The 16385-nt window shown below is 43.3% G+C and carries 18 protein-coding genes and 2 pseudogenes; 2 read left to right on the top strand and 18 right to left on the bottom strand.

From position 1 onward, the window contains the following. Positions 1-103 precede the first annotated feature (103 nt). The 6 genes and pseudogenes from DCC85_RS11260 to DCC85_RS11235 all read right to left on the bottom strand — a co-directional run bounded on the left by DCC85_RS11260 (position 104) and on the right by DCC85_RS11235 (position 4090). Positions 104-1027, bottom strand: coding sequence for a sensor histidine kinase (locus DCC85_RS11260; protein ID WP_108465672.1), 924 nt, complete (start codon positions 1025-1027; stop codon positions 104-106). 2 nt (positions 1028-1029) lie between these two features. Beyond that, complete coding sequence (locus DCC85_RS11255) at positions 1030-1776, bottom strand: response regulator transcription factor (protein ID WP_442789529.1); 747 nt, start codon at positions 1774-1776, stop codon at positions 1030-1032. Between the two features lie 319 nt (positions 1777-2095). After that, positions 2096-2323: a hypothetical protein gene (locus tag DCC85_RS11250; RefSeq protein WP_108465670.1), complete on the bottom strand. Its 228-nt coding sequence runs from the start codon at positions 2321-2323 to the stop codon at positions 2096-2098. Between the two features lie 85 nt (positions 2324-2408). Next, positions 2409-2522: pseudogene (locus DCC85_RS11245) on the bottom strand (ABC transporter ATP-binding protein); the annotation flags it as partial. Next, positions 2503-3075, bottom strand: coding sequence for a MarR family transcriptional regulator (locus tag DCC85_RS11240; RefSeq protein ID WP_108465669.1), 573 nt, complete (start codon positions 3073-3075; stop codon positions 2503-2505). The gene DCC85_RS11240 and the pseudogene DCC85_RS11245, both read right to left, overlap by 20 nt. Before the next feature lie 415 nt (positions 3076-3490). After that, positions 3491-4090 (bottom strand): hypothetical protein, encoded by a 600-nt coding sequence (locus DCC85_RS11235; RefSeq protein ID WP_108465668.1) that lies wholly within the window; start codon positions 4088-4090, stop codon positions 3491-3493. A 174-nt stretch (positions 4091-4264) separates the two neighbouring features. Here DCC85_RS11235 and DCC85_RS11230 point away from each other — a divergent pair, with 174 nt between their 5' ends. Next, positions 4265-4975, top strand: coding sequence for a DUF421 domain-containing protein (locus DCC85_RS11230; RefSeq protein ID WP_108465667.1), 711 nt, complete (start codon positions 4265-4267; stop codon positions 4973-4975). Positions 4976-5042: 67 nt separating this feature from the next. Here the strand turns inward: DCC85_RS11230 and DCC85_RS11225 are convergent, their stop codons facing one another. The 8 genes from DCC85_RS11225 to DCC85_RS11190 form a co-directional block, all read right to left on the bottom strand. Beyond that, positions 5043-6695, bottom strand: coding sequence for a DUF4179 domain-containing protein (locus DCC85_RS11225; RefSeq protein ID WP_108465666.1), 1653 nt, complete (start codon positions 6693-6695; stop codon positions 5043-5045). Next, positions 6688-7212 carry an RNA polymerase sigma factor gene (locus tag DCC85_RS11220; protein WP_108465665.1) on the bottom strand — a complete coding sequence of 175 codons (525 nt, stop codon included), beginning with the start codon at positions 7210-7212 and terminating at the stop codon, positions 6688-6690. Before DCC85_RS11220 ends, DCC85_RS11225 begins: the two co-directional genes overlap by 8 nt. A 437-nt stretch (positions 7213-7649) precedes the next feature. Beyond that, positions 7650-7856 carry a hypothetical protein gene (locus DCC85_RS11215; protein ID WP_199909999.1) on the bottom strand — a complete coding sequence of 69 codons (207 nt, stop codon included), beginning with the start codon at positions 7854-7856 and terminating at the stop codon, positions 7650-7652. 159 nt (positions 7857-8015) lie between these two features. After that, on the bottom strand, positions 8016-8774 hold the full coding sequence (locus tag DCC85_RS11210; protein WP_108465664.1) for an ABC transporter permease: 759 nt from the start codon (positions 8772-8774) through the stop codon (positions 8016-8018). After that, the gene (locus DCC85_RS11205) at positions 8771-9520 is read right to left on the bottom strand and encodes an ABC transporter permease (RefSeq protein WP_108465663.1); all 750 of its coding nucleotides are present in this window, start codon (positions 9518-9520) and stop codon (positions 8771-8773) included. Before DCC85_RS11205 ends, DCC85_RS11210 begins: the two co-directional genes overlap by 4 nt. After that, the gene (locus tag DCC85_RS11200; protein WP_442789528.1) at positions 9517-10239 is read right to left on the bottom strand and encodes an ABC transporter ATP-binding protein; all 723 of its coding nucleotides are present in this window, start codon (positions 10237-10239) and stop codon (positions 9517-9519) included. The genes DCC85_RS11205 and DCC85_RS11200 overlap by 4 nt, the downstream gene beginning before the upstream one ends. An 83-nt stretch (positions 10240-10322) precedes the next feature. Next, positions 10323-11333, bottom strand: coding sequence for a HAMP domain-containing sensor histidine kinase (locus DCC85_RS11195; RefSeq protein WP_108465661.1), 1011 nt, complete (start codon positions 11331-11333; stop codon positions 10323-10325). Continuing rightward, positions 11330-12007, bottom strand: coding sequence for a response regulator transcription factor (locus DCC85_RS11190; protein ID WP_108465660.1), 678 nt, complete (start codon positions 12005-12007; stop codon positions 11330-11332). Before DCC85_RS11190 ends, DCC85_RS11195 begins: the two co-directional genes overlap by 4 nt. A 78-nt stretch (positions 12008-12085) precedes the next feature. Here DCC85_RS11190 and map point away from each other — a divergent pair. Then, positions 12086-12622: pseudogene (gene map / locus DCC85_RS11185) on the top strand (type I methionyl aminopeptidase); the annotation flags it as partial. 74 nt (positions 12623-12696) lie between these two features. Here map and DCC85_RS11180 read toward each other — a convergent pair. The 4 genes from DCC85_RS11180 to DCC85_RS11165 all read right to left on the bottom strand — a co-directional run bounded on the left by DCC85_RS11180 (position 12697) and on the right by DCC85_RS11165 (position 16303). Beyond that, positions 12697-13812 carry a sensor histidine kinase gene (locus DCC85_RS11180; protein WP_108465659.1) on the bottom strand — a complete coding sequence of 372 codons (1116 nt, stop codon included), beginning with the start codon at positions 13810-13812 and terminating at the stop codon, positions 12697-12699. After that, positions 13805-14506, bottom strand: a complete 702-nt coding sequence (locus DCC85_RS11175) for a response regulator transcription factor (protein ID WP_108465658.1) — start codon at positions 14504-14506, stop codon at positions 13805-13807. The genes DCC85_RS11180 and DCC85_RS11175 overlap by 8 nt, the downstream gene beginning before the upstream one ends. A 102-nt stretch (positions 14507-14608) precedes the next feature. Further along, positions 14609-15487, bottom strand: coding sequence for a M15 family metallopeptidase (locus DCC85_RS11170; protein WP_108465657.1), 879 nt, complete (start codon positions 15485-15487; stop codon positions 14609-14611). 162 nt (positions 15488-15649) lie between these two features. Further along, complete coding sequence (locus tag DCC85_RS11165; protein ID WP_199909998.1) at positions 15650-16303, bottom strand: glycosyltransferase; 654 nt, start codon at positions 16301-16303, stop codon at positions 15650-15652. Positions 16304-16385 lie beyond the last annotated feature (82 nt).

Genomic DNA, 16385 nt, shown 5'->3' with positions numbered 1-16385 from the left:
TGGCAGAAACAATGACAATTAGAAGTATAAAACATTAACCTTGCCAAAACCTTGCCGGAACCTTGTTTTAAACTTGTTTTGACAGCAAGAAAGCCCTGTGGGTTCACAGGGCTTTCGGCAATAAAACCGTAAATGTAGTTCCTAAGCCAGGCGTGCTGGCCGCTGTAATCATTCCTTTGTGGGCGCTGACAAGTTCTTTGGCAATAGAAAGCCCAAGCCCATTTCCTTTGGCAGACCTGGAGTGATCGCACCGATACATTCGCTCAAAGACATGAGGAATATCTTCGGGTGAAATTCCTTTGCCGTTGTCTGTTACCATGATTTTTGCCTGCTGTGTATCCTCGGTAATGCACAGCACTACATGATTCGCCTCGCTGTGAGTCATAATATTTTGCAACAAGTTATTAAGGATACGGGTATATGCGTTTGGGTCAATCCGAATAGGATACTCTGTTTCGGGTATCTCAATGTCATAATTTAAACCAGCATTCTCTAAAATGGGAACCCACTCTGCGATAATGTTGCGGGATAATTCGTTGAGGTCAAATTGCTCAAAGTGAAAAATCTGTTCCCCCGCATCCAGCTTTACCCATTCAAATAGGGCTGTGACGAAATCTTTAAGACGATGCGCTTTATCAGAAGCTACATGAATATATTCGTCTTTTTCCTGCCCGGTTACTAACCCGTTTTCGATGGCTTCCAAATAGCCGACAAGCGAAGCCAAAGGGGTCTTTACGTCATGGGAAAGGCTTGTCATTAGGCGCTTAAATGCCTGCTCTGCTTGTCTTTGCTGAATAAGCCGGGATTGGCCACTAATTGCAACTTCGTTGATATCATAACAAATTTGTCTTGTCATATCGTTTTCACGTACCAGAACACGGCGGTTGAGATTGCCGCTTTTCAGATCCTCCAAAGCGTCTTTAATAAAAGAGAGCTGTTCCCGGAAATGATGCAGCTTCAAAACAAGATACAGGATAATCAGCAGTGCAAGGACAAATCCCAAAATCAGATAACCATCAATACTCATATTCATGCCTCCTTATTGAAGCGATACCCCACGCCACGCACGGTTTGGATATAAAACGGATGCTCTGGATCTGGCTCAATCTTTTTTCGCAATTTACTAATAAAAGACATGATATTGCTGTCGTCAAAAGCGTAATCTTCTTCCCAGACCTGAGTGTAAATCTGTTTTTTGGTGAACACCCGCCCTTTATTTGTTGCCAGGAAGAAAAGCAGATCAAATTCCTTTCCAGTAAGCTCGACCGTATTGTCCTTCACAGTAACAAGACGGTTTGTTTTGTCAAGGACCATTTCGTTAAGCACCATGCACTCGGTGTCTATTCCCGTCGTAGAGTTTAAGGTGGTATAGCGGCGAATAAGGGAATTGACACGGGCCATCAGTTCGTTAATACTGAATGGCTTTGTCAAATAATCATCAGCACCGAGCTGCAGCCCGGAAACTTTATCTTCCTCGTCACTTTTGGCGGTGAGCATCAGAACAGGGACATTGCTGGTTTCTCTAATTTTTTGGAGCACTTGAAAACCGTCCAAGTCGGACATCATGACATCAAGAATGACAAGCGAAAGGCTATTCCGATTTTCATCAGCCAACCGCAGCCCTTTTACACCGCCTGGAGCAATTAAAGCAGGTAGATTTTCCTGCTCTACACATTTTTTTATAAGAGCGCAAAGCTCTTTGTCATCGTCTATAATCAAAACACTAATCATGTTTCTGTTCCTTTCTTTGCTTTGTTCTCCCGCCCATCGGCTCATTCGGGGAGTTAACTCTACTTTTGGCTTGCTTCTTTTAATATTATGTAATCCATAACTCTAAAATAGAGATTGTACAACGTATTCTTCCATTATTCAATTTAATAAACCTTCTCACAATTCCAGAAAAGCGCCCGTTTAGGCTTAAGGCTTTGAGCGAGATTTCGAAAGCCACCATCATGACAATCACCTGCAACGGCAGCCGATCTCTTGGCCCGACTGCCGTTGCTTCTTGAAGGGATATCATTTTCTGATATTTAATATTAGATACTTGTCTAATCGGCAATCGGCTCCTGTTCTTGTCCCCCGACATCAAGCTATCTTAGCTGCTCGATTTGACCATAAGATGTTCTGATTGATCCTCTAACTTTTTTATAAGGGAGGCCTCTTGATCTGAAAGTTCCATTAAAATCGTATAAATTGGATCTGTAGGTATTATCACACCACAACTTGCACTCAGTCCTAAGAGCATATTGAGATAGAACTGAATTTTCTTTTTCTCGCGAGTAATTTGCTCTAATTCTGAGATGTCTGAGTTATTTTTCTTCATTAAAACACACCCCATGCCTCCTGAAAAGTAAAATGCTTGATAGATTAAATTAATAAGTCAACCGATGCTTCCTTCTATCTCAAATTGAAGGACCCATAATCGCATGGATTTCTCCGCCATGAATCTCCAATGTGAGCCCTTTTAAAATTTCTTTCCCTTCAACTTTGCTTCTTAATTCTTCAATCTTTAAGGTCTTCATTTTCCCCTGCTCCCCTTCCGTAGTCTTCTTCGGCACGCACCAACAAATCACTCATAAATTTTCGGATAGTCTGTAACTCAGACTCTGAATAGGATTCGATAAAACGGTAAAAACTTTCTTCTTTCTCTTGATGCAGCTTTTTATGCAAATGATAAACACGTCTTCCCTTATCCGTTAAGCTAAAATAAATCTCCTTACGATTGTTGTTCAGCTGACTTCTCATAATAAAGTCCGTTTCCAGCAGCTTTGAACAAATATTAGTAATGCTTGCTTTGGACAAATCCATTTTCTTCACAATTCCGGTATGGTTTATAGGTTCATAATCACCAATGCAATCGATAACGTGTACACTTGTAATATTGTTAGAGAGCATGTCAATCTGTTGCTCCCTGGCTAGTTGCCGAAACATGTCAATTTCATGTTCAGTATACAACTCATTCAGATGCAGCATTTTTATATACTGCTCGTAAAGATGACGTTTAGATTGATACAGAAACTCCAATTGCACAATCTCCCCTCTCTTGTATTCATAGTTACAGGCGGCCAAGTTCATTAGCCGCCGCAGCCAGCCGGACTTTTTGTTCAGTACTGAACAAAAATCATGATAGCATAAATGATAATGATTTTCAATCTCATTTAGTCCCAGTGAAATTCAGAAAACATATCGGCATTTAAAACAGAAAAACCGCGCTTGGCGCGAACTCTTATTGGACTATGTTTTTATTTAGCAACAGGGTGTTTTTCTGATGAAGTTTATCCCACATTGGGTCTTCGTCGCAGCCAAGGAATTTTATCTTTCCCTATATAAATATAGACAAGGAGCAAGATCTCCGTGGATCTTGCTCCTTGTCTATGGATTGATTTTTTCAAGTAAGTAAAAGTTCTGTCTGCATTATCTTCTGTTCAAATTTTAACTGGAACGAATCACAAATTGGCATATAGGTTCCTGCCATAGAACCTTAATTCATTTAATCAGTAATTTTTTTAAGCTCAAAAATAGTTGCCTCTGATATCAAGATAAGCCTATCGTTATTAACAACAAAAAAACCTACACTTACAGGTATGCTACGTTTTGTAGAAGGTTCACTTATATCTATTACTTTTACTACATCGTTTATATTTAAGTTTGGGATATCTATTTTATATGATCTATAAAAAGAGTCAGAGTTAGAGCATTTCGCTGTAATCTCATATAGTGGATTTTTTAGTTCATATTGATATTTCTTATAGTTTTTTAGTCCTTTTGATGAAAAAAAGTCTTTTTTGATTATAATTTCATCTCCAATAAATTTTTGCCCTGTTGGATATTCAGAAGCATCATTATATGAATTTGCAAATCCTAAAAGCTTCTCAACCTTCCAAGTTCCATAGAAATATTTTTCAGTTTCACTATCCAAATTTTTACTTTCTAAATCACAATATTCGGATGTATTTTTTGGAATAATAGACTCATCCTTTGCAGGTTTAGGCTCACTAGAAGTATTTGGATTTGATGTCGTTTCAACATTTCCACAAGCCGATGCTAGCATCAACATTATCATAATACAAAGCAATATTATTTTTTTCATATTTCCACTCCCACTATAAAGTTATGTTGTCGCCTGTTACTCGCTTGTTAACTCCTAATTAGAGATTATTACGTTTAGCAACCAGTTCAAAAGCACACTTATGCTGGTATATCCTTCAATTATAGTGGGTAATCTATATATTGAAAATACACTTTTAAACTTGGAGGGTTTTGCATGAAGGACCATCTCATTATTTTGATTAGAAGTTTTTCAGCATTCGTAATCCTAATGGTAATTGCAAGAGCACTAGGAAAGCAGACCCTCTCCAACATGAACTTTCATGAATTCGTAACAGCAGTCATATTGGGCGCTATAGCAGCCAACTTTGCATTTAATGAGAAAATAGAAGTTACCCACCTATTAATAGCCCTGTCTGTCTTCACAATTACTTCTTATGTTTTATCCAAGCTTTTTTTAAAATTCAGAAAATTTAAGATGTGGACAGAAGGAACACCCACCGTTCTCATAGAAGGTGGGTTAATTTTGGAAGATAATATGAAAAAAAGTAATATGACAATTGATTCTTTGAACGAACAGCTTCGCCAGAAAGAGATTTTTAATATAGACGATGTGGAGTACGCTCTACTTGAGATTAACGGTAAACTATCTGTTCAAAAGAAAAAGGAGCTACAAGCCGCGACATTAAAAGATCTGCAGTTGAATGCAGGTAATGCCACACAGTTTCCAATTGAGCTTATAATAGACGGACAGCTTTTGCACGACACTCTAAACTCCAACCATATCTCTGAATCCTGGATATTGTCCCAACTAAAGGCACGTGGCAAAAAGTTAGAGGATATATTTTACGCCGTAAAAGGTAGCAACGGACAACTTTATGTGGATGATTATAAGGATAAAATTCAGCATCCAGTTGATGTGGAATAATACCTTGTACCGCTTCCTTGATCATTTGTAAGGGCTAGAGCCCTGCAACTGACATACAACTGACATATTAGCGGAGATTCAACTCCACTCTAGCCTTGGGATCAAACCATTGGTACAAGAAAGGATTCAGTTTCAAGTCACCCTCTGGTATATTGACGTAGCGTTCGACTTTGCGGTTGGTTCCATTTCCTTCCGGAGGATTCGGATTTATTTCGGGAAACTTCCTCTCCCCGTTGATGTCAAGGTAGCTTTGGGTGATGCCCCCAAACGATGGATCACTGGAGGAAGACTCCACGATCAGATCCTTACCTTCTTTGTAATAAGTAAACTCAACCGAAGTGCCATGCAGCTCCGTCGTTACCGTCTTTTTTTGGGCTGCAGGCTGATCCAGTGTAAGTAAATGGTCTTTATTGGCGCGCTCCTGAACTTTTTTGCCAGAAAGAATCACCTTCATAGGCACGTTACTCCAATCCTTCTGCTCGTACCACTGCGGCAGCTCGAACCTACGGTAGAAGCGGCCGTCCTTCGTCGTCCAGAAGCCCGATCCGCTGTCCATTTCCTGCCCGTCAACGATGAGCTTAACCGATTCATAATGAATCAGAGGAACATCCGGTTGGGGGGAACGCCCTCCCATTTCATACATCAATCGGATCTCGAGAGGGGTAATCACCAGTTCAGTGAATTTCATCATGGAATCATTAGCAACATCCGCCGGCTCCAGCTGAACCGCAAACATAGCCTGAGCCGCTTTCTTCCCGTCAGCCTCGAAGGCGAAGTTCCAGCTGCCCTCTTTTCTTCCGGATTCCTCAAGAACGGAGAGCTCAAAATGCGACTTTTTAAGATCGGCATCGGAGATTTCAAAGTTGCTTTGGCATACGATCACGTTCGGATCCTCAGAAGGAAGCACAGCTGCATACTTTTCCTTGATAACCTGACCACCTGAGATAAGCACAAGATGCGGATTGGCCTTCCGTGCGGCCTCTTGGTTTACCCCGCTGAGCTTATACCGTACCGTGAAAACATTCCCTTTGCGGATTACCGAGGTCATCTCAACGGAAGTCACAGGACCACCAGAAAGCGCAGCTGTCTTGTCCTGTGATTCAGCTGGAATCACATCCAGCGGGAAGTTGCGGTACTGATAGAAGACTATGTTCTCCAAGGTAAGACGGTAACTCTTTCTTTCTTCCCCTAGCTTGTTCTGCACCGTCGCTAATCCGAACAGACGCCCTTGGCCCTGATCTTGCTTGAGCTGTACTTGAATACGCTTCGCCTTATCCTTGCCTTCCGACAGCTCCGACCTCCCGAATTCTATGGCATCGTAAGTAGGAAGATCAGAAACATTCATGGTCAAGAGCATGTTCATCCGCTGGTCGTCGGTTGCCACTCCGTCTAAGGTGAGGGGGATTCCTCCGCTTGTGACCGTCTGATTAATACGATTTCCTACCCCTTGCTCGATAGCGTTAAACGAGCTTCGGCCATTCCATAAGCTATCCCAGCTACCGTTTACGGCAGCCATAGCCGGTAGGGCTGCCAAAATGGAGACGGAAGCTACCAGCACGAGCACTTTCTTCTTATGACGAATCCCCCGCTGGGAAGCACGCTCCAGTTGATTCTTATGCGCGAGCCGTTCTTCGATCCTACTCCACATGGCCTCATAATCCGGCTCCCCGTCCAAAGGGCGTCCCATCCGTTCTAGATTCCATTCCATCGACTTAGTCAAAGCACTCTTCTCCTTTCCCGTTGCAGCTTTCCTGAGATTCCATCCTTTTTCTCATCAGCGCCAAGCCCTTATGGATTCTCGATTTCACGGTGCCGAGCGGAATCTCCAATATTTGCGCCACTTCTTCCAGACTGAGACCATTCCCGTAGCGGAGCGTGAGGGTTGTGCGAAGCTTCACAGGCAGGTCTTCTAGCAACTGAGCGAACTCATCGGACTGCTCCTGCCTCACCACCTCATCTTCCGGCTGCTCGGGCATGGATGGCCTCATGAGGAAGACGGAGCGGATCTCCTTATAAGCCCCTCTCTTTTTCCGATTGTAATGATTTCGGCACAGGTTAGCCGCAATGCGCAGCAACCACGCCCTTTCCTCGGTTACCCGGTTTCGGTCCTGTCCGAGAGCTTTAATGAATACTTCCTGGCAAATGTCCTCGGCATCGGTCCCGTTATTTGTCATGTACCGGCAAAGCTTATATACATCCTGCTTATAAGCCTCGAACAGCTCCCTGTCACTCTTCATCCGTAGTACACCTCCATCCGTTCTTCTGTAATTTCTAGATCAACGGTCTTCTAGTGAAAGCTTACTTGGAAGGTTATTACCGTCTGATATAAGAACAAACAATAAGGGCAAAAGGTTCATTTTCCGATAACCTCGGGTAAACTAGCCTGATTCGTGCAGTGCGTCACTCCCAAATCATCTGCATTCATTATGACTACTCGATCAGTTGGACTAAATCCTTGAATCACTCTTAGCTACCTCCTAATTTGTTACCGAAAACAAGCCCTCTATGGAAATAATTAAGGGGGCACAACATAGCGTTGTGCCCCCTAAGTAACGGAAAGTATTAGCTAACCAACCAATACTGTTCTAGTTAGCTGCATCATTACTACGCTATCGGGTTGAACAACTGTCAGCGTTCTTTTATTCACAAAACCGAAGCTATATTTGCAGCTTGTTCAATCCATGGTTGTTTTTTGAATATCTCCGCCGCGATCAATATACGCAGACCATTTGGGGAAAACTACTTTGAAGAATTCATTCCCTAAATCGGTTAAATCAGAGCTCCGCAGTTCCAAGTCGTCCTTAAGCGAACCATCCTCATGGAAAGGTTCTATCACAATTAACTTATGCTCTACTAAAAAATTCATTAGTACCGTTGTCATTGAAGTAACTTGCTGTCGATAAGACAAGCTTTTGCTTCTTTTTAGCATTGTGGGATAACTGTATCTTAATATACTCATCCTTATCACCTCGAATTTCACCTACTGGTTATGACTATTCTTATCTCCAGACAATCACCCTATCAGATAGAAATCCTAAACTTAGGCATCTCTCCTGCGATAAAATATAATAGCTGCTGTAGTAAACATCAGGGTCCATAACATCAAAATACCTGCCCCTTGCTTTGGTGTAAGGGCATTTATTTCGCCAGATGAAGGCATCGTATACATATAATATCCTGCCATATCCGGAAAATAATTTTTAAACCTAGATAGATAGTCTCTCGCCAATGGACTGATAACGAAATGATAGCCAAGCATTACCACTAAAGCAGGAGTGGTCCGCCTTAATAAAGCACCTACAGCTGCACTGAGAAGTGTAGTTAGTGTTAGATAGCCTGTTGCACCTGCTAATGCCTCTATTATGGTGTCTATTTCAAACCCTACTGCTGTACTTCTCATCCTAATAAAAGTGTATAGTACGCCTGATGCAGCAATAATAAAAGCGATGGGAGCGGTTATGATTGCCAATGCCAAATACTTTGTGGATAGTTGAATCCCTCGCCAAGGTATCGTAGTTAACGTAGTTCGAATTTGTCCACCGTTATACTCCGAACAAGCAGCTAAGACTCCAAGAATAATGAACCCTGATTGAAGATATCCCATAGAAGCAAGCCCTATATTCAGTATACTTTGCTTCCCTGCTGCCCCTTGTAGACCGATCGATGTATAAGCTGCGGCTAAAATTAAATTAAGAATGAATGTGCCCATAAGGGTGAGCCATGTCAAGGGTAAGGTGACTAATTTGTCCAGTTCAGCACGGAGGATTAATGTTATCTTCTTACTAGAAGGGACACTCATGATGCAACGTCCCTCCTATGGAATACAATAGCTGCAGCAATGAAAAGAACGGCTACCCAGGCAAACATGACTAAACCGCCTGTGAACGGGGTGAGAAATCTGTCGCTCGTAAACATAAACATCTCAGTGCCAGCCCGGTCTGGCAAGTATAGCGCTAACTTTGTAGCCTTAGAAAGCAGGAAACTGAAGGATACAAAGGATGTATTTAGGATGAGCACAGCAAGTGGAATAGTGCCATTCTTAGTTAGAACAGTAATCCCCAATGCTAAAAGAGCAGTAAATGTCCAGTAACAAACTGCACCTAGCAGTTTAGACCATTCAAATGCCGGTGTGTACTCACCAAGAACAAGGTGCGTGGCTGACAAAGTTGTTATAATAGCAACAACACAAAGCAATATGCTGATCGCTGTCACAGCGCCTGCTTTGACCAGCAAAAAATGAAGCCTTGATGAAACAACAGTTAAGCTTGTTGTAATCTGTTGTCCTCCGCCAGATTCACTGCTCTCTGTCAAATACTCACTGCTGACAGCAAGCACACCTAGTATGATGGCACCCTGCACTCCAAGAGCTAATCCAATATAACCAACTTCCGGTAGCCGTGTGCTAACGCCAGCTATAATTTCCTCTTTTTCCGATATACTGTCCAAGGCAGCTATGACCGCTGGGGCAAATGCTCCGATAAGAAAGGCAAGCCAAATGCCCGGCAGGGAGAACAGTTTAGACAGTTCCGCGTTGAATGCTCTCATACCATGTCACCTGCTTTGTCAGATGTCAGGGCAAAAAAGGCTTCCTCCAGCGAGGAGTGGTTACCTATTACTTGTTCCAAGGTTCCATTGGCAACAATGGTTCCATGCTTAATAATCACCACGTCATCAACAGTCTCTGCAAGCTCTCCCATGAGATGACTGGATAGTAACACCGTGTTCCCGGACTCGGCGCGTTCACGTAAAAATGTCCGAATCCAGCGAATTCCTTCCGGGTCTAGGCCGTTTACGGGTTCATCCAGAACCAATATTTTTGGATCACCAAGCAGTGCTGCTGCTATTCCAAGCCTTCTCCCCAACCCCAAGGAGTATTTTCCCACTCTTTGACCAGCTGCATCAATAAGACCCACTATCTTCAGAACTTCCTCGACACGTGAGCGAGGCAATCCTGCAGCATGTGTAATCCAGCGCAAGTGTGCCCGTCCTGTTCGGCTACGGTGGGCTCCAGATCCATCCAATACGGCACCTATAGTCGTTAAAGGATTATGTAATTCTGCGAATGGCTTGCCATTAATTAGCGCACTCCCAGAGGTGGCACGATCTAATCCAAGCAGGATGCGAAGCGTAGAGCTTTTACCTGCTCCATTTGGACCTAAAAATCCGGTTACTCTACCTGGTCTAGCTGTAAAGCTGATACCTGATAAAATTTCTTGAGTTCCGCGATGTTTGACTAAGCTATTAATTTCAAGCAACCATAACACTCCCTTTCTGTTATGGTTTTAATTTTATAGACGCAAAGTTACATCCCGTTTATCAGCCTGTTTAATTCTGGGTTAACTTTAAATTAAGCCCTACCAATAACTACCCTCGTACCATTTTCATTTGATGTAAAATCAGCCTTCAGCTTCATTTTGTTCAACATATAATGACATGTCGATAAACCAATCCCCGCCCCCTGATCATAGGAAGAGTTATTCATACCTGGACCGCTGTCCGCAACAATAATCTGTTCTTGTTCTACATCGACCACAATATTTGCATACTTTCCCTCTGCTGCATGGCGAACTATATTCTGAAATAAATTATCCAGAACCCGTGTCATCCATTTAGGATCGGCTAGCCAATAAAAAGTTTCGTCTGCCGGTAAATCTGCATCGAGCTGAATCTCATGTTCTTCAAATACAGGATACCACGCAGCAACAGATGCCCTAACTAAACGCCCCATATCTGTTGAAACGGGCTCAAAAGGATGTTTTCCTGATGTAAGCAACGTATAGGTAAGTAAATCATCCATTAGATCCCCGACTCGTGTAATCGTATGGTTGATCTCTGTTAACGAGTCTTGTCCTTCAAGACTCAAGGATTCTTTATTTAATCTGGTGATATGTCCCCTCAAAATGGTAAGTGGCGTTCTTAAGTCATGCGATAAATTTGTAATGAGGCGATGTCGTAACAATTCTTCTTCATATGCTCGCTTGCGGCTGCCTTCAAGCTGCTGAATCATCCAATTAAAAGAACTTCCTAATTGATCTATCTCATCCATTCGATCCGATTGAACAGGTATGAGTTCTGGAAATGAGTTGTTTTTAGCTGAAAATGACATGACTTCCTGTAAGCGGACTAGACGTTTTTGAAGTTTCAAGAAGAACAGCCAAGATAAAATAACAAAAGCGATTAGAATAAAACCAAACAATAGTACGGTAACGTAAAACAGATTTAACGTACTTAGTTCTTTTTTATGGGTATCAGAAACCTCAAAAAACGCACTGAAGAAAATAAGCATAATAGGAGGAAGAAAGATAAATAGAAAATGGACTTTTAGAAAACGACGAAATAATGATCTATTTTGCTTCATAATTTCACCCGATAACCAATTCCCTTCAAAGTTTCAATAATCTCCGGTGAATCTGGATGACGTTCCAGCTTTTGACGCAGCCGATGGATATGTACCATTAATGTTTTGTCACCCGTCATGTATGGTTCTTCCCATATAGCTTCATAGATTTGTTCTTTTGGTAAAACCTGATTAGGGTGCCTTAGGAAGTACATTAAGATTTGATGTTGTTTACCAGTCAATATAATTTCTTCTCCTGTGCGTTTGTCAAACACCATTTGGCCTTGTGGATCTACTTCGATCTGATTTCCTAATGAAAAGCGTTCGGAATGAGTTGCGCCTCTTCGCCGGATTAATACTTCTAATCTTGCAATCAATTCATCCGTATGGAATGGTTTTGTTAAATAATCATCAGCAAATTGCAAACCATCGACCTTATCAGCTATCGACGTTCGAGCCGATAACAGCAATATAGGAAGGTCAGGAGCTGCCTTTTTTAATCGCTTTCCTATCGTAAATCCGTCTAAACCGGGTAACATGATATCCAAAATAACGACTTCATGCTGACCTACTTCTCGTTCGGCTTCTTCACCAGAAAGCAGCCACTGAACCGAAAATCCTCGCTGTTCCAATTCTTCTTTTACCCAACTGCCTATTTTCTCATTATCTTCGATATATAATACGCTTCTTCTCAAGCAACATCCCTCTCTCTAAATGGGGTTCACTATAAGACAGATTAACATATCTTTCCCACCACGACATTCAAATCCTAACTTAACGACGTGATCGCACATGGCTTCCCTAGCAATAAGCCACTTGAGGAAGGCGATATCGTCACGATCGACACGGTCGCTGAGCTCGATGGCTGGCTTGGCGATTCGGCTTGGAGCTATGCAGTCGGGCAGATCTCGCCGACAGCCGAGAAGTTGATGCGCGTCACGAAGGAATGTCTTGACCTGGGCATCAAACAGGCACAGCCTGGCAATCGACTCGGCGACGTGACAAGCACAATTCAGCGGCATGCGGAATCACACGGTTACGGCGTCGTACGCGATCTTCTCGCCCATGGCATCGGCCGCGACCTGCACGAGGAGCCGACCTATATGCATGTTGGCAAACCCGGAAAAGGCATGCGTATCAAGGAAGGTATGGTGTTCACAATTGAACCCATGATCACCGAAGGCACCTACCTTATGACAATTGATTCGGACGGCTGGACCGCACGGACGATGGATCACAAGCTTGCCGCCCAATACGAGCATACGATCGCGATCACGCCTGAAGGTCCACAAATTTTGACCGTGCAGTAAATTAAAAAGAAGTCGATCATCGAAATGATCGACTTCTTTTTTCGTATTCCCCATAGCACCTTAATGGAATTGTTTTAATTTGTTGTTGTTGATGATGCCAAGTAAGGCAACTGCACCTCGAATTCGGTACAGATGAGATCACTTTGAACCGATATAACACCTTCATGCTGTTCTAAGATGTTCTTGGCGATAAACAGGCCAAGCCCGGTGCTCCCCTCCTGGTGGGTTCGTGCACGATCCCCGGTAAAAAACATATCAAATATATGAGGAAGTTCATCAGGCGGGATGGCAGTACTCCCGTAATTAATGACTTGAATAACGACTTTCCCCTCCTTATGACTTCCGCGAATATCGACGTATTCGCCATCCCTACCGTAACGAACAGCATTGAACAGCAGGTTCTCGAAAACGCGTGCGAGCAGGTCACCGTCACCGGAGACCATCAGATGCGAAGCAATCTCAAGCCGTGCGGTCAGCTCATTTTTTTCAAAAACCGGATACATCTCTTCGGTTAATTGAGTCAGCAGCTTCCCTAGGTCAAGCGGCTCGCGGTGAATACTTAACTTGCCGTAATTCATCCGTGTTATCTCAAACAGCTCGTCGATGAGCTTCTCCAGCCGCTGCGATTTCGTAAAGGCGATCGTCGTGTAGTGCTTCATTTGCTCGGCTGTCAAATCCTTGCCTTGAAGAACAAAATCCAAATACCCGATGACAGAAGTCAGCGGGGTGCGCAAATCATGTGCAAGGTTAAGCACTAACTGCTCCTTGCTGTTCTCGGCGAAATCCCCCCGATCCTCCGCTTGCTTCAGCTTTTCGCTGGCTAAGTTGATGTCCCGGGCGATGTCTCCGAATTCATCATTGGTCGGGATAAGAACCTGATGGAATAAATCCCCTCCAGCCAATTGGTTGATCCCGCGGGAAATCTCCTGGAAATAGGCAACGTAACGCCGGGTAAGCAGAAAGAAATAAAAAAACGAAATCGGAAAAAAGAGGATCAGAAACGCGTTAGTATCGCCGATACCCCGAATGAATTCGCGAACTTGGAACATCACGTTTTCACGGAGCAGTGTGTGGTAATACTGCTGTAGCACCAAGTAAATTAAAAAGGTAGTACCCGCGGACAACAGCATGCTGAGCCCAAACAAACGGATCATTTGGAAACGGAAGCTTCGAAAAATGGGTTTAGCCATTGTATGTATAACCTACTCCCCAGACCGTTTTGATTAACTTGTTCTTACGCTGATCCTCCCCCAGCTTCTTCCGCAACGTTCGAATATGCACCATCACCGTATTCCCGCCTTCATAATATGCTTCGCCCCACACACTCTGAAATAAATGCTCCGGGCTGAATACTTTCTTCGGATGGCTCGCGAGCAACACCAATATATCGAACTCCTTGGGCGTAAGTTCTATCGGGTTACCGTATAGGAAAACCGTTCGCTGCTCAGGATGGATTACGAGTCCTCCAGCTTCAAGTACGGACGTGTCCGCCGGACCGGCCATTGACGGATTCAACTGTATGAAACGGCGTAATTGAGCGTTTACCCGAGCTACCAGCTCCATAGGGTTAAACGGTTTGACCATATAGTCATCGGCACCGCGAACCAGGCCGGTGATCTTATCCATGTCGCTTGCCTTCGCGCTTAGAAAAATAATGGGCAGATGGTATTGCTCGCGGATTAACCGGGTCACTTCGTACCCGTCGATCTTGGGCATCATAATATCCAATATCGCTAAATCCACGGACTGCGTCTGGAACATGTCGAGCGCGGCTTGTCCGTCAGCAGCTTTCAGGCACCGGTAACCCTCTTTGACTAGATGCAGTTCGATCAGGTCGGCGATTTCCGCCTCGTCATCCGCAATCAGAATGGTGATAGATTTCATGGCACTCTCTCCCTTTCAAGGAAAGCATAACCGAGTGCCGCTTGCAATTTCAAGTACTCTTTCAACATGATGAACTGTGGAAATAGCAATCACTGGACCCGCTTATTTGTGAACTGTAACGATAACACCGTCCTGATTGTTGCCGGAAATCTCATATTCGCCATGAGCCGGTACTGTGATTATTCGATTTTCGTTTACCGGATAGTAGAAGACTTGATAATTTTCCTCCCCGATCGTTGTACTCACTGAACCCTGCTGCTTCAGATAATCCAGATATTCTTCTAGAACAAGGTTTTTCTCCCACATAATCGCGCTATGCGGCAAACCGACGTAGCGAAAATGCCATGGTTCGAATTGAATGCCTGTCACGGCTGTTTTATCCTCAGGATAGCGTAAAACAAAACCGTATTTCCAAGAATTATCTTTCAGCCATTTTCCTTCCGGAGCCCGATTCATCTCCGCCTGTGAGGAGCCGATATCCATTGATAAACCGAGATTATGCTCACTATACCCAGCCGGCAGGGCGAATTGCGCACCCGATGTGCGATACAGTTCCTCCTGCCGAGTCTCGTTCCGGTATCCGCTGCTGATCAAGAAATGGACAACTCCTTCCTGTGCCGCGTCCTTGATCATAGTATGAAACTTGTCCACTATCCGAGGCGATAGTAAAACCGTATTATCAAGCACACCAAATCCGTTGATAAGCTCAGGATTATTGAACAGATTCACTGCATCCGATTCAGGATGTAGACCGTCTGGTACGGGATGGTCCTTATTGACAAGCAGCAGATCCCCTTGGTAAATCATTTTCTTCGATAATTTTATTTTAGAACCGTCCGCCTGATTAGACGAATCAGGCATACCTGTGCTTTCAGTATGTACCTCAGATTTATTAGACAGATCGTTCGCACCCGTCTTAAACTTTGTATACCCATAGCACAGCAGCAATAAAACTAAAAGACAAGTAACCCACTTCTTCATGTTCCAGCTTCCTCCTTACCTTCGTATATTCGAAGGATAAAGAAAATTATTAAAAAAGAACTGAGGTAGAAAATAAAATTTTTCTTAAAAAAAGTTTTCATTACAGCCCTACCCGGGCGATTATAAAAAGCTATTCCGTTTTTCGGTGTTTATCGTGATCACCTAAAATTTTTCGGGGAATTGTTTGATAATTCCTTCTGTCAAGATGTCCGCGAAATGAATCATGTGGATCTCGTTTTTGTCGGTTGCTGCAATATCAGCTTTCCAATCTCCTTTAAGACAGTTAAGGACTATTTCCGTAATTAACTGCAGATGCGTATAGAGCATATCTTGCAGCGTTTTAAACTGCCAGTTCGGATTCAACGAGCTTAAAAATTTGGCGATATCGTCGGCGTTTCTATGCCAATCCGCCTCTAACTTTTTCATATCAGCCTGATTTCCAGCTTTAGCCGCTGCTACAATTTTCCCTGCGATCAGAATATGCTCTCTTAGAAGATCAGCCAGTTTATTGCCGGCGGCTTCTCCGTAATAAGGTTTGATCACATTGCCAATGTCTTGCTGGTTTCTCAAAAGCCGGTCCAATACGTCTTTCTGGTCTGCACGATTGGAGATGGCGCTGACAATATAACTTCTCGTCCAGATCGTATGATCGATCCAAACCTTCTGCATATCCATTCTCAGCTGCACCATTTGGGGACTTATGCAATTCTGATCCTTCTTTTCTGCCACCATTGCTTGCACAGGTACTATCACCTGTGTCATGCTCAAAACAAGCACTAAAGTTACAAGCAATGCTAGTATCCATTTGTTTTTCACATCCACCTGCTCCTCTGTAAGTTTTAAATAAACCAAGCTGTATTATTATGGATAAAACAGTTGATTTTATACAGTGCGGTTC

Source organism: Paenibacillus sp. CAA11, assembly GCF_003060825.1.
GTDB lineage: Bacteria > Bacillota > Bacilli > Paenibacillales > Paenibacillaceae > Fontibacillus.
The sequence above is the reverse complement of the archived record's forward strand: the minus strand, read 5'-3'. Positions and strand labels throughout refer to the sequence as shown.

Bases quoted from the DNA above. Each gene is read 5' to 3' on its own strand.
- DCC85_RS11260 (WP_108465672.1), bottom strand. From the start codon at position 1,027: ATGAGTATTGATGGTTATCTGATTTTGGGATTTGTCCTTGCACTGCTG.
- DCC85_RS11255 (WP_442789529.1), bottom strand. From the start codon at position 1,776: ATGAGCCGATGGGCGGGAGAACAAAGCAAAGAAAGGAACAGAAACATG.
- DCC85_RS11250 (WP_108465670.1), bottom strand. From the start codon at position 2,323: ATGAAGAAAAATAACTCAGACATCTCAGAATTAGAGCAAATTACTCGC.
- DCC85_RS11240 (WP_108465669.1), bottom strand. From the start codon at position 3,075: ATGAACTTGGCCGCCTGTAACTATGAATACAAGAGAGGGGAGATTGTG.
- DCC85_RS11235 (WP_108465668.1), bottom strand. From the start codon at position 4,090: ATGAAAAAAATAATATTGCTTTGTATTATGATAATGTTGATGCTAGCA.
- DCC85_RS11230 (WP_108465667.1), top strand. From the start codon at position 4,265: ATGAAGGACCATCTCATTATTTTGATTAGAAGTTTTTCAGCATTCGTA.
- DCC85_RS11220 (WP_108465665.1), bottom strand. From the start codon at position 7,212: ATGAAGAGTGACAGGGAGCTGTTCGAGGCTTATAAGCAGGATGTATAT.
- DCC85_RS11215 (WP_199909999.1), bottom strand. From the start codon at position 7,856: ATGACAACGGTACTAATGAATTTTTTAGTAGAGCATAAGTTAATTGTG.
- DCC85_RS11210 (WP_108465664.1), bottom strand. From the start codon at position 8,774: ATGAGTGTCCCTTCTAGTAAGAAGATAACATTAATCCTCCGTGCTGAA.
- DCC85_RS11205 (WP_108465663.1), bottom strand. From the start codon at position 9,520: ATGAGAGCATTCAACGCGGAACTGTCTAAACTGTTCTCCCTGCCGGGC.
- DCC85_RS11195 (WP_108465661.1), bottom strand. From the start codon at position 11,333: ATGAAGCAAAATAGATCATTATTTCGTCGTTTTCTAAAAGTCCATTTT.
- DCC85_RS11180 (WP_108465659.1), bottom strand. From the start codon at position 13,812: ATGGCTAAACCCATTTTTCGAAGCTTCCGTTTCCAAATGATCCGTTTG.
- DCC85_RS11175 (WP_108465658.1), bottom strand. From the start codon at position 14,506: ATGAAATCTATCACCATTCTGATTGCGGATGACGAGGCGGAAATCGCC.
- DCC85_RS11170 (WP_108465657.1), bottom strand. From the start codon at position 15,487: ATGAAGAAGTGGGTTACTTGTCTTTTAGTTTTATTGCTGCTGTGCTAT.